General features: G+C 63.1%; 12 protein-coding genes and 1 riboswitch. Of the genes, 11 read left to right on the top strand and 1 reads right to left on the bottom strand.

The annotated features are described in order from the left end of the window. Positions 1-21: 21 nt before the first annotated feature. Together RYC17_RS14880 and RYC17_RS14875 are read left to right on the top strand one after the other, a co-directional pair. Positions 22-744, top strand: a complete 723-nt coding sequence (locus tag RYC17_RS14880; RefSeq protein WP_058400188.1) for a C40 family peptidase — start codon at positions 22-24, stop codon at positions 742-744. An 89-nt stretch (positions 745-833) separates the two neighbouring features. Next, positions 834-1,379: a C40 family peptidase gene (locus RYC17_RS14875; RefSeq protein WP_058400189.1), complete on the top strand. Its 546-nt coding sequence runs from the start codon at positions 834-836 to the stop codon at positions 1,377-1,379. 811 nt (positions 1,380-2,190) lie between these two features. Here the strand turns inward: RYC17_RS14875 and RYC17_RS14870 are convergent. After that, positions 2,191-3,519, bottom strand: a complete 1,329-nt coding sequence (locus tag RYC17_RS14870) for a PQQ-dependent sugar dehydrogenase (RefSeq protein ID WP_005782621.1) — start codon at positions 3,517-3,519, stop codon at positions 2,191-2,193. Positions 3,520-3,638: 119 nt separating this feature from the next. Beyond that, a riboswitch (cobalamin riboswitch) is annotated at positions 3,639-3,853 on the top strand. Between the two features lie 90 nt (positions 3,854-3,943). On the opposite strand from RYC17_RS14870, the gene cobO reads away from it, so the two are divergent. From cobO to cobC, 9 genes are read left to right on the top strand one after another with little or no spacing between them, the layout of a single operon-like run. Beyond that, positions 3,944-4,555, top strand: a complete 612-nt coding sequence (cobO, locus tag RYC17_RS14865) for a cob(I)yrinic acid a,c-diamide adenosyltransferase (RefSeq protein WP_010433526.1) — start codon at positions 3,944-3,946, stop codon at positions 4,553-4,555. 25 nt (positions 4,556-4,580) lie between these two features. Beyond that, positions 4,581-5,876: a cobyrinate a,c-diamide synthase gene (locus tag RYC17_RS14860; RefSeq protein ID WP_316903611.1), complete on the top strand. Its 1,296-nt coding sequence runs from the start codon at positions 4,581-4,583 to the stop codon at positions 5,874-5,876. Beyond that, entirely contained in the window at positions 5,873-6,523 is a 651-nt protein-coding gene (gene bluB / locus RYC17_RS14855) for a 5,6-dimethylbenzimidazole synthase (protein ID WP_316903610.1), read from the top strand. The genes RYC17_RS14860 and bluB overlap by 4 nt, the downstream gene beginning before the upstream one ends. Beyond that, entirely contained in the window at positions 6,520-7,428 is a 909-nt protein-coding gene (gene cbiB, locus RYC17_RS14850) for an adenosylcobinamide-phosphate synthase CbiB (protein ID WP_316903607.1), read from the top strand. The genes bluB and cbiB overlap by 4 nt, the downstream gene beginning before the upstream one ends. Then, a complete protein-coding gene (gene cobD, locus RYC17_RS14845) occupies positions 7,421-8,425 on the top strand; it encodes a threonine-phosphate decarboxylase CobD (protein WP_316903605.1) in 1,005 nt (334 codons plus the stop codon). The genes cbiB and cobD overlap by 8 nt, the downstream gene beginning before the upstream one ends. After that, the gene (locus tag RYC17_RS14840) at positions 8,422-9,882 is read left to right on the top strand and encodes a cobyric acid synthase (protein WP_316903604.1); all 1,461 of its coding nucleotides are present in this window, start codon (positions 8,422-8,424) and stop codon (positions 9,880-9,882) included. The genes cobD and RYC17_RS14840 overlap by 4 nt, the downstream gene beginning before the upstream one ends. Continuing rightward, a complete protein-coding gene (cobU, locus tag RYC17_RS14835; RefSeq protein ID WP_057405670.1) occupies positions 9,883-10,404 on the top strand; it encodes a bifunctional adenosylcobinamide kinase/adenosylcobinamide-phosphate guanylyltransferase in 522 nt (173 codons plus the stop codon). Beyond that, entirely contained in the window at positions 10,401-11,453 is a 1,053-nt protein-coding gene (cobT, locus tag RYC17_RS14830; RefSeq protein ID WP_316903602.1) for a nicotinate-nucleotide--dimethylbenzimidazole phosphoribosyltransferase, read from the top strand. The genes cobU and cobT overlap by 4 nt, the downstream gene beginning before the upstream one ends. Further along, positions 11,450-12,022, top strand: a complete 573-nt coding sequence (gene cobC / locus RYC17_RS14825; protein ID WP_316903600.1) for an alpha-ribazole phosphatase family protein — start codon at positions 11,450-11,452, stop codon at positions 12,020-12,022. The genes cobT and cobC overlap by 4 nt, the downstream gene beginning before the upstream one ends. Position 12,023: the final 1 nt, after the last annotated feature.

The following is a 12,023-nucleotide window of genomic DNA, read 5'->3' as shown; positions in this document are numbered from 1 at the left end:
TAGTCAGCCACGGTTGTGCCCATGCAGGTTGTTCGCTTCGCACCCCTCGTGCCTCTCGCACTCGTTACATTCCTCTTCGGTTGCTCGGCCAATATGCCGGTCGCACAGCAAGAACAGGCTCAGCCCGTTGCGCGTTATCAGAACGCAGCAAACGCTCAGTCCGCAGCCCGTCGCGCCGACGCCGCAGCCTTGCAGGACGAGATTGCCACCGAAGACGAACTCGCTCACTTCGCCGACAACAAGTCCTACCAGCTGCCGGTTCTGGCCGACAGCATCCTGGAACGTGGCAAATCCCTGATCGGCACGCGTTACAAGTTCGGCGGCACGTCGACTTCATCGGGTTTCGATTGCAGCGGCTTCATTGGTTATCTGTTTCGCGAAGAGGCTGGCATGAGCCTGCCGCGCTCCACGCGTGAAATGATCAACGTTGACGCACCGCTGGTATCGCGCAAAAACCTTCAGCCTGGTGATGTACTGTTCTTCAGTACCCGTGGCCGTGGTCGCGTAAGCCATGCAGCGATCTACGCCGGTAATCAGCAGTTCATTCACTCCAGCAGCCGTCGCAGTGGCGGTGTACGCATCGACAGCCTCGATGACGCCTACTGGAGCAAGACGTTTATCGAGGCCAAGCGGCCTCTGGCAATGGCGCCAGGTACGGTCGCGGTAAAGTCGACGCCTGATGCCGCGCAGACAACAGCGATGACTTCGACTACAGTCAAGACCGCGCCAAAGCGGCGTAAATAAATAGAACGCGCAGAACAAGACCTTCGGGTCTTTCTGCGTTTTTGAGCTTCTCGGCAGCGTAAGCCGCATCCGGATAGGTTGTTGTGGTTATGTCGATTGCGTTGCGCCTGATAGTCATCTCTGTTGCTGCGTTGCTGGGTGCTTGCGCCAGCGCGCCGCCACCGCCCAAAGCACCCCGGATCGTTCAGCGTCCGGTGGTCACTGCTCCCCCTCAGATTCTTTCTCCTGCTGCCGAAGACGTGCTGTTTCGTGCGTTGGGGCTGGTTGGCACGCCTTATCGCTGGGGCGGCAACACGCCTGACTCCGGTTTTGATTGCAGCGGTCTTATAGGTTATGTCTATCGCGATGCAGCGGGCATTTCCCTGCCACGTTCCACGCGCGAGATGATCGTGATGGGCGTGCCGAATATCCGTCGCGAGCAATTGCAGTCAGGGGATCTGGTGTTCTTCGCCACCTCGGGCGGCTCGCAGGTGTCCCACGCGGGCATCTACGTCGGCGAAGGCCGCTTCGTGCATGCCCCGGCCAGCGGCGGCACGGTCAAGCTCGACAGCCTCGACAAGCCTTACTGGCAAAAAGCCTACCTCAACGCCAAGCGCGTCATTCAACCAGCAAATCTGGCGCAGATTCGGCCATAGCGCTTCGCCTGCTCGCGGTCTGACCAGAACTTATCGTGCGACGCTCCGCGTCGCATGCCTTTCCGGACGCTCTGCGTCCTCTTGCGACGCAGAGCGTCGAGACCTGCATTCCCACGCTGGAGCGTAGGGAACGATAATCTCAACTGCCGTACGGCGCTCTGCGTCGACATATCGATCCGGACGTGCGGAACGATCATCGCAACTATCGTGCGACGCTCCGCGTCGCATGCCGTTCCGGACGCTCCGCGTCCTCTTGCGACGCAGAGCGTCGAGAACTGCATTTCCACGCTGGAGCGTGCGGAACGATAACTCGACTACCGTACGGCGCTCTGCGTCGACATGCCTTTCCAAGCGTGCGGAACGATCATCGCAACTATCGTGCGACGCTCTGCGTCGCATGCCGTTCCGGACGCTCTGCGTCCTCTTGCGACGCAGAGCGTCGAGACCTGCATTCCCACGCTGGAGCGTAGGGAACGATAATCTCAACTGCCGTACGGCGCTCTGCGTCGACATATCGATCCGGACGTGCGGAACGATCATCGCAACTATCGTGCGACGCTCCGCGTCGCATGCCGTTCCGGACGCTCTGCGTCCTCTTGCGACGCGGAGCGTCGAGAACTGCATTCCCACGCTGGAGCGTAGGGAACGATAATCTCAACTACCGTACGGCGCTCTGCGTCGACATGCCGTTCCGGACGCTCCGCGTCCTCTTGCGACGCGGAGCGTCGAGAACTGCATTACCACGCTGGAGCGTGCGGAACGATAACTCAACTAACGTCCGACGATCCGCGTCAAACCTCTGCGCTCGGCGTTATTGAGCTGCCTTGGCCGAGGTCACGCGCCAGATCTTGTTGCCGACATCATCTGCCACCAGCAAGCCGCCGCGTTGATCATTGACCACGCCAACCGGGCGGCCCATGGCTTTTTCGTCTTTGTTGAGGAAACCGGTCAGCACATCGACCGGAGCGCCGTTGGGCTTGCCGCCGCTGAAAGGCACGAACACGACTTTATAGCCGCTGTGCGGTTTGCGGTTCCATGAGCCGTGCTGGCCGATGAACAGGCCTTCGTTGAACGGCGCCGCCAGCGTCTTGCCATCGGCGAATACCAACCCTAACGAGGCCGTGTGCGGGCCGACTGCGTAATCCGGTGCGATGGCCTTGGCGACCAGTGCCGGGTTCTGCGGTTTGACGCGCTCGTCGACATGCTGGCCGTAGTAGCTGTAGGGCCAGCCGTAGAAAGCGCCATCCTGCACCGAGGTGACGTAGTCAGGCACCAGGTCGCTGCCGATTTCGTCACGCTCGTTGACCGCCGTCCACAGCTTGCCGGTTTTGGGCTCCCAGTCCATGCCGTTGGGGTTGCGCAGGCCAGAGGCGAAAATGCGGTGGTTGCCGGTGGCAGCGTCCACTTCCCAGATGGCTGCACGACCTTCTTCCTTGTCCATGCCGTTCTCGGCCACGTTGCTGTTGGAGCCCACTGTGACGTACAGCTTGCTGCCATCCTTGCTGGCGATGACGTTTTTGGTCCAGTGATGGTTGAGCGTGCCGCCCGGCAGGTCGACCACTTTGGTCGGCTGCGCGCTGATCGAGGTCTGACCCGCTTCATACGGGAAGCTGATCAGGCGGTCGGTGTCGGCGACATACAGCTTGTTGCCCACCAGGGTCATGCCAAACGGCGAATTGAGGTTTTGCAGGAACACGGTGCGGGTCTCCGCGACGCCGTCCTTGTCCACGTCGCGCAGCAGAGTAATGCGGTTGGCGCTTGGCACGCCCGCACCGGCGCGGCCCATGACTTTTTCCATTACCCAGCCACGAATACCCTTGGAATCATCCGGTTTGGCCGGCGAATTGGTTTCCGCCACCAGCACGTCGCCATTGGGCAATACATACAGCCAGCGCGGGTGGTCCAGGTTTTCGGCGAACGCTGCCACCTGTGTGCCCGGCGCGGCGACCGGTTTTGCGCCTTTTTCCCAACCTACGGCGGGGGCGATGTTGACGGTCGGGATCAGCGTCTTGTTGGGCTCCGGCAGTTTGGGCGAGGGGCCTGTTCCATCCGAGACTTGCAGGGTCGAAGACTCGCCGCAGGCAGCAAGGCCACCGGCAACCAGAAGCAACACTGCGTAGTGGGGTCTTAGTCTGAACATGGTGAATCTCCATAAACAAGGGCGTGGTCCGATAATTGATAGAGGCACTGCGAACCGTCTGGGTTCAATCACGTTTCACAGCGTCGGTGTCGATTGACGCTCCCAGCCCAACCCTCTACCCTTCGCGGTTTGTTTCAGGTGCTCTGCAATCCTTGATTGGCAGGGTGAAACAGGGAAGCCGGTGTGGATCAATCGATCCGATCCCGGCGCTGCCCCCGCAACGGTAAATGAGTCAAGGCTGTGCCTGACGCCACTGTGTTTCGACATGGGAAGGCGCGCAGCCGGGGTAACCCGCTCATGAGCCCGGAGACCGGCCTGAACCACTCAATGGCATCACGGAGGGTGATGCTCTGTGCAGGGCGTTGCCGTGCTGTCCAGTGCTGTCCTTCCGTCTGTTGTCGACTGCCACGAGCGGAGAACCCGGATGAACGAATCCCCCGAACGCGACGAACGCCATCTGGCGCGCATGCTGCGCAAGAAAGCCGTGATGGACGAGCGCATTGCCAGCTCACCCAACGAGTGCGGCCTGCTGCTGGTCTTGACCGGCAACGGCAAAGGCAAGAGCAGCTCGGCATTCGGCATGCTTGCCAGGGCCATGGGCCACGACATGCAGTGCGGCGTGGTGCAGTTCATCAAGGGCCGCAACAGCACTGGCGAAGAAATGTTTTTCCGCCGTTTCCCCGAGCAGGTGCGCTATCACGTGATGGGCGAGGGCTTCACCTGGGAAACTCAGGATCGCCAGCGTGACATCGCCGCCGCCGAAGCCGCCTGGGCCGTGTCTCGGGAAATGCTTCGCGATCCGGCCATTGGTCTGGTGGTGCTCGACGAACTGAACATTGCCCTCAAGCATGGCTACCTTGACCTTGAACAGGTGCTGAGTGATCTGCAGGCCCGCCCGCCGATGCAGCATGTGCTGGTGACCGGCCGCGGTGCCAAACCCGAATTGATCGACCTGGCTGATACGGTTTCCGAAATCGGCGTGGTCAAGCACGCGTTCCAGGCCGGTATTCGCGCGCAGAAAGGTATCGAGCTTTGAACCCTTCATCATTGAGCGCACTGCAATGAGAGCTCCGCGCGATTGCCCGGCGGTTTTGATCGCCGCGCCTGCCTCCGGGCAAGGCAAGACCACCGTCACCGCGGCACTGGCACGTTTGCACCGCAATCAGGGCCGCAAGGTTCGGGTGTTCAAGTGCGGGCCGGATTTTCTCGACCCGATGATTCTCGAGCGGGCCAGCGGCGCACCGGTCTACCAGCTGGACATGTGGATGGTCGGTGCCGACGAAAGCCGTCGCCTGTTGTGGGAAGCCGCAGATGAGGCAGACCTGATCCTGATCGAAGGGGTCATGGGGCTGTTCGACGGTACACCGTCCAGCGCCGACCTGGCCCGTCACTTTGGCGTACCGGTGTTGGGGGTGATCGACGGCACGGCGATGGCGCAGACGTTTGGCGCGCTGGCGCTCGGGCTGGCGCGTTATCAGCCGGATCTGCCGTTTGCCGGCGTGCTGGCCAATCGGGTTGGCACGGTACGCCACGCACAGTTGCTGGAGAACAGCCTGACCGAAGGCCTGCGCTGGTATGGCGCACTGTCCCGGGACGTCGGTTTCGAATTGCCCAGCCGCCATCTGGGGCTGGTCCAGGCCAGTGAGCTCAACGATCTGGACGTGCGGCTGGACATGGCTGCCGCCGCGCTGGCCAGCACCTGCGAAGTGGCCTTGCCGCCAGCCGTAACCTTCACCGCGCCTGACCCGGTTCAGGTCGAGCCGTTGCTCCGCGGTGTGCGCATCGCCATTGCCCGCGACGAGGCCTTTGCCTTTCTGTACGGCGCAAGCCTGGAACTGCTGCGAAACATGGGCGCAGAGCTGAGTTTCTTTTCGCCGATTCATGACCGCGAGCTTCCCGACGCCGACAGCCTGTACCTGCCGGGTGGCTATCCGGAGCTGCATCACGTTGCGCTGGCGGAAAACCTGACGATGCAGGCGTCGATCAGGGCGCACCATATTGCTGGCAAGCCGATTCTGGCCGAGTGCGGCGGCATGCTTTATTTACTCGAAGCGCTGACCGATGTGGAGGGTGTGCGCGCCGAACTGGTCGGCTTGCTGTCCGGTGAGGCGGTCATGCAGAAGCGTCTGGCGGCGCTGGCCTTGCAAGCGGTTGAATTGCCCGAGGGCACGCTGCACGGCCACACGTACCACCATTCGCTGACCAGCACCGAGTTGCAGCCGATTGCCCGTGGCGTCAGCCCCAACGGCGGGCGTGGCGCAGAGGCAGTCTATCGCCTGGGTCGTCTGACCGCGTCCTACGTGCATTTCTATTTCCCTTCCTGCCCTCAGGCGATTGCGGCGCTGTTCAAACCATGACCGAACAAGCGTTCAGCCCTGAAGAGCGGGCTGCGGTGTACCGGGCCATCGCCGAGCGTCGCGACATGCGCCACTTCGTCGGCGGCACGGTGGCGCCCGAGTTGCTGGCGCGCTTGCTGGAAGCCGCACACCAGGCACCCAGTGTCGGGCTGATGCAGCCGTGGCGCTTCATTCGCATCAGCGATCCGGCGTTGCGCGGAAAAATGCAGGCGCAGGTAGAAGAAGAGCGTATCCGCACTGCCCAGGCGTTGGGTGAGCGCACCGACGAGTTCATGAAGCTCAAGGTCGAAGGCATCAACGACTGCGCCGAGGTGCTGGTCGCCGCACTGATGGAAGGCCGTGAACAGCACATTTTCGGCCGCCGTACCTTGCCGGAAATGGATATGGCCTCGTTGTCCTGCGCGATCCAGAACCTGTGGCTGGCATCGCGTGCAGAAGGTCTGGGCATGGGCTGGGTGTCGCTGTTCGACCCGGAGGCGCTGGCCGAACTGCTGGGCATGCCCGAAGGGGCCAAGCCGCTGGCGATCATCTGCCTGGGGCCGGTCAAGGAATTTTATCCTGCGCCCATGCTGGTCATGGAAGGTTGGGCGCAGGCGCGTCCGCTGCATGAGTTGCTGTATGAGAATCAATGGGGAGTGAGTCAATGAGTGTGGCGCTGTTGAGCGTCGCCGGGGTCGCGCTGGACGCGCTGCTCGGTGAGCCAAAACGATGGCATCCGCTGGTGGCGTTCGGCAACTTCGCCAGCCGGGTCGAGCAGCGTTTCAACAGCGGTGGCCGTGGCTGGCGCAGTCATGGCGTTACCGCTTGGGTCATCACCGTAGTGCCGTTGACGCTGCTGGCCACGCTACTGAGCTGGTTGCCCGGTATTGGCTGGCTGGTCGAGGTTCTGGCGCTGTATTGCGCGCTGGGCATGCGCAGCCTGGGCGAGCATGTTCAGCCGGTGGCGCAAGCGCTGCGCAGTGACGATCTGGTCGAGGCACGCCAGCGGGTCGGTTATCTGGTCAGTCGCCAGACCAGCGAACTGGATGCCACCGAAGTGGCTCGCGCGGCGACCGAGTCAGTGCTGGAGAACGGCAGTGATGCGGTGTTCGCCGCGCTGTTCTGGTTTGTCGTGGCCGGTGCGCCCGGCGTGGTGCTGTACCGGCTGAGCAACACGCTGGACGCCATGTGGGGCTACCGCAACGAGCGCTTCGAGCGTTTCGGCTGGGCTGCGGCAAGGATCGACGATGTGCTCAACTACCTTCCTGCACGCCTTGTGGCATTGACTTACGCCTTGCTGGGCAAGACCCGGCTGGCGCTGCGCTGCTGGCGTACGCAGGCCCCGACCTGGGACAGTCCGAATGCCGGTCCGGTGATGGCCGCTGGCGCAGGCGCGCTGGGTGTCGAACTGGGTGGCGCGGCGATCTATCACGGTGAGTTGCATCAGCGCCCGCAACTGGGTGAGGGTGCGCCTGCCGACGCGGACTCGATCGATCGCGGCTGGCAACTGGTGCAGCGCGGCGTCTGGTTGTGGTTGCTGGTCATATGCGTGGTAGCTGAATTCTATGCTTGAGCACGGCGGTCGGTTGCGCGCCGCAGCGCAGCATTACGGTATCGAACTGGCTGACTGGCTGGACCTGTCCACGGGCATTGCACCCTGGTCGTGGCCCATCCCGGAGATTCCGACGCGTGCATGGGCGCGTTTGCCCGAGACCGACGATGGCCTGGAAGCAGCGGCCTGCTGCTATTACGGCGTACCTCGCTTATTGCCGGTGTCCGGCTCGCAGGCCGCGATTCAAGCGTTACCGCGGGTACGCAGCGGAGGTCGGGTTGGCGTGCTGTCGCCCTGCTACGCCGAGCATGCACATGCATGGCGCAAGAACGGCTTCGTGGTCCGCGAGGTAGGCGAGCAGGAGGTCGAATACTTTCTCGACTCCCTTGATGTGCTGGTGGTGGTCAATCCGAACAATCCGACCGGCCTGCACCTGAGCGCCGAGCGCCTGCTGGAATGGCATGCACGACTGGCCGAGCGCGGTGGCTGGCTGGTCGTCGATGAAGCGTTTGTGGATAACACGCCGGGCCTGAGCCTGGCTGCCGAAACGTGGCGCACCGGGCTGATTGTGCTGCGCTCGTTCGGCAAGTTTTTTGGCCTGGCCGGTGTCAGGCTCGGTTTTGTCATGGCCGAGCCGGTATTGCTGAGGATGCTGGCGCAGGAAATCGGCCCATGGTCGGTCAGCGGGCCAACACGAATCATCGGTCAGGTGTGCCTCAATGATCAGGAAGGGCAGACGCGTCAACGTGAGCGCTGTGACCAGGCCCGCGACCGGCTGGTGGCGTTGCTCGACCGCTACGCCCTGACCCCGCAAGGCGGCTGTGCGCTGTTCCAATGGCTGGTGACCCCTGAGGCGCAGACGCTCTATGAGTTTTGTGCGCGGCGCGGCGTGCTGCTGCGTCTGTTCAAGGGTGACACCTCCGAGTCGTCCAGTCTGCGTTTCGGTCTGCCCCGCGACGAGGCCGACTGGCTGCGTTTGCACACTGTTCTGCTTGAATACCGCAAGGAATACCCATGACCACGCTGATGGTACAAGGCACCACCTCCGACGCCGGCAAAAGCACTCTGGTGACGGCCCTGTGCCGCTGGCTGACTCGTCAGGGCGTCAAGGTCGTGCCGTTCAAGCCGCAGAACATGGCGCTCAACAGCGCGGTGACTGCAGACGGCGGCGAGATCGGCCGCGCCCAGGCGGTGCAGGCGCAGGCATGCTTTCTGCAGCCGCACACCGACATGAACCCGGTGCTGCTCAAGCCCAACAGTGATACCGGTGCGCAGGTGATCATTCACGGCCGTGCGGTCACCACCATGAACGCGGTGGCGTATCACGGCTATAAAGAGATCGCCATGCAGGCGGTGCTGGAGTCGCATCGGCGGCTGGGGGAAAGCTACCCGGTGATCATGGTAGAAGGCGCGGGCTCTCCGGCCGAGATCAACCTGCGCGCCAACGATATCGCCAACATGGGCTTTGCCGAGGCGGTCGACTGCCCGGTGCTATTGATTGCCGACATCAATCGCGGCGGAGTCTTTGCCCATCTGGTCGGCACGCTAGAGTTGCTGTCGCCCAGCGAACAGGCGCGGGTCAAGGGGTTCATCATCAATCGTTTTCGCGGCGACATCGCCTTGCTGCAGCCAGGCCTGGACTGGCTGGAGGCGCGCACTGGCAAGCCGGTGGTTGGCGTGTTGCCTTACGTGATGGACCTTCACCTGGAGGCCGAAGACGGTCTCGATCAGCGCCAGACCGACAAGGTCGAGCATGTGCTGAACGTGGTGGTCCCGGTGCTGCCTCGCATCAGTAATCACACTGATTTCGACCCGCTGCGCCTGCACCCTCAGGTCAATCTGCAGTTCATCGGTCCCGGCCAGGCGATTCCTCCTGCGGACCTGATCATTCTGCCCGGCTCGAAAAGCGTGCGCAGCGACCTGAAGTACCTGCGCAGCCATGGCTGGGACACCGCCATCGAGCGGCATTTGCGCTACGGCGGCAAGCTGCTGGGGATCTGCGGCGGCCTGCAAATGCTCGGTGAGCAGGTGCACGATCCTCTCGGGCTGGAAGGCGCAGCCGGGTCCAGCGCCGGGTTTGGCCTACTGGCAATGAGCACGGTGCTGGAAGCGGAAAAGCAACTGCGCAATGTGCGCGGTCGTCTGACCCTGGAAGACGCCGAGGTCAGCGGCTACGAAATTCATGCCGGGGTAACGACAGGGCCGGCGCTGGAGCAGGCTGCCGTGCAACTGGACGACGGGCGTTGCGATGGCGCGCAGAGTGTCGACGGGCAGGTGCTCGGGACTTACCTGCACGGCCTGTTCGAATCACCTGCGGCCTGTAGCGCGTTACTGCGCTGGGCGGGGTTGGCGAACGTGCAGTCCGTCGACTATCACGCCCTGCGCGAGCGCGACATCGAACGTCTGGCGGACCTGGTGGAAAAACACCTGGACGGCCCATTGCTTCGCGAACTGTGTGGCCTGGAGGCGAACTGAATGCTGCAATTGATCCTCGGCGGCGCGCGTTCCGGCAAGAGTCGCCTGGCGGAAAAACTGGCCGCCGACAGCACGCTGAAGGTGACCTACATCGCCACCAGTCAGCCTCTGGACGGCGAAATGAATCAGCGCGTGGCCAGCCATCGCGCCCGTCGCCCCGAACACTGGGGGCTGGTCGAAGAACCGATCGAGCTGGCGCGGGTGCTGCACGAAAACGCTGCGCCAGACCGCTGCTTGCTGGTCGATTGCCTGACCCTCTGGCTGACCAATCTGCTGATGCTCGACAACCCCGAGCGCCTGCTTCAAGAACGTGAATCCCTGCTCGACAGCCTTGCCGGGCTGCCGGGTGAAATCATTTTTGTCAGCAACGAAACCGGGCTTGGCGTCGTGCCGCTCGGCGAACTGACCCGTCGCTATGTCGATGAAGCCGGCCTGTTGCATCAGGCGCTGGCCGAGCGTTGCCAGCGTGTCGTGTTGACCGTTGCCGGCTTGCCCCTGACGTTGAAAGGAACCGCGCTATGAGTAATTCCTGGTGGCTCAAGCCCGCACAGGCTATCGATTTACCAATGCGCGAGGCGGCACTGGCCCGTCAGCAACAGTTGACCAAGCCTGCGGGTTCGCTGGCGCAACTGGAGCGGCTGGCGGTGCAGCTCGCCGGCCTGCAAGGGCGCGAGCGTCCGTCTGCCGACAAGCTGTGGATCGCGATCTTTGCCGGCGATCATGGTGTGGTGGCCGAAGGTGTATCGGCCTATCCACAGGAAGTCACCGGCCAGATGCTGCATAACTTCGTCAACGGCGGCGCAGCGATCAGCGTGCTGGCGCGCCAGCTCTCGGCGCAGCTGGACGTGGTGGATCTGGGTACCGTGTCGCCTCTGGATTTGCCGGGCGTGCGTCATTTGCGCATCGGCGCGGGCACCGCCAATTTCGCCCACGGGCCAGCCATGAGCGCCGAACAGGGGCTTGCTGCTCTGCAGGCCGGGCGCGACAGTGTATTGCGCGCCAAGGCGGTCGGCACCGAGCTGTTCATCGGTGGCGAGATGGGCATTGGCAATACCACGGCGGCCAGCGCCGTTGCCTGCTCGGTACTGGAATGTGCTGCGCCGTTGCTGGTTGGTCCCGGTACCGGGCTGAACGCCGAAGGTATCGAGCACAAGACCCGTGTCATCGAACGCGCACTGGCGCTGCATGCCGAGCAGGCGGGCGACCCGCTGCATAGCCTGTTCTGCCTGGGTGGTTTCGAGATTGCCGCGCTGACCGGCGCTTATCTGGCCTGTGCGCAGGAAGGCATCGTGGCGCTGGTCGACGGTTTCATTTGCAGCGTGGCCGCGTTGGTGGCGGTGCGCCTGAATCCTTCTTGCCGCAACTGGCTGTTGTTCGGCCACCGTGGCGCCGAACCGGGCCACCGGCACTTGCTGGAAACGCTACAGGCCGAACCATTGCTCGACCTCGGCTTGCGTCTGGGCGAGGGCAGTGGCGCAGCGCTGGCGGTGCCGCTGGTGCGTCTGGCCTGCGAGCTGCACAACGGCATGGCAACGTTTGCCGAAGCGGCAGTGGCGGATCGCCCCGCATGACCTTGCGTCTGGACTTGCTGCGTCATGGCGAAACAGAGCTGGGCGGTGGTCTGCGCGGCAGCCTCAACGACGCTCTGACTGAACTCGGCTGGCAGCAGATGCGTGCGGCGGTGGTTGATGGCGGTCCCTGGGAACGAATTGTCAGCTCGCCTTTGCAGCGCTGTGCACGTTTTTCCGAAGAGCTGGCGCAGCGCCTGTCGCTGCCTATACACCTGGAGCCGGGTTTGCAGGAGCTGCATTTCGGCGACTGGGAAGGCCACAGCCCTGCGCAGCTTATGGAGACCGATGCCGAAGGCCTTGGCCTGTTCTGGGCTGATCCCTACGCCTTCACGCCGCCCAATGGCGAGCCTGTGATCGATTTTTCGACACGGGTGCTGAATGCTGTAGAGCGTCTGCATCAGGCGTATGCCGGTGAACGCGTGTTGCTGGTCAGTCACGGCGGTGTAATGCGCCTGCTGCTGGCGCAGGCGCGTGGTCTGCCGCGCGAGCAGCTGTTGCAGGTAGTGGTCGGCCATGGCGCACTGCTGTCGATTCAGGTCGCCGCTGATGGCGTACTCACGGAGGTCTGAG

The organism is Pseudomonas syringae group sp. J248-6, from assembly GCF_032586995.1.
GTDB lineage: Bacteria > Pseudomonadota > Gammaproteobacteria > Pseudomonadales > Pseudomonadaceae > Aquipseudomonas > Aquipseudomonas amygdali.
This window is presented reverse-complemented; position numbering and strand designations above follow the sequence as displayed.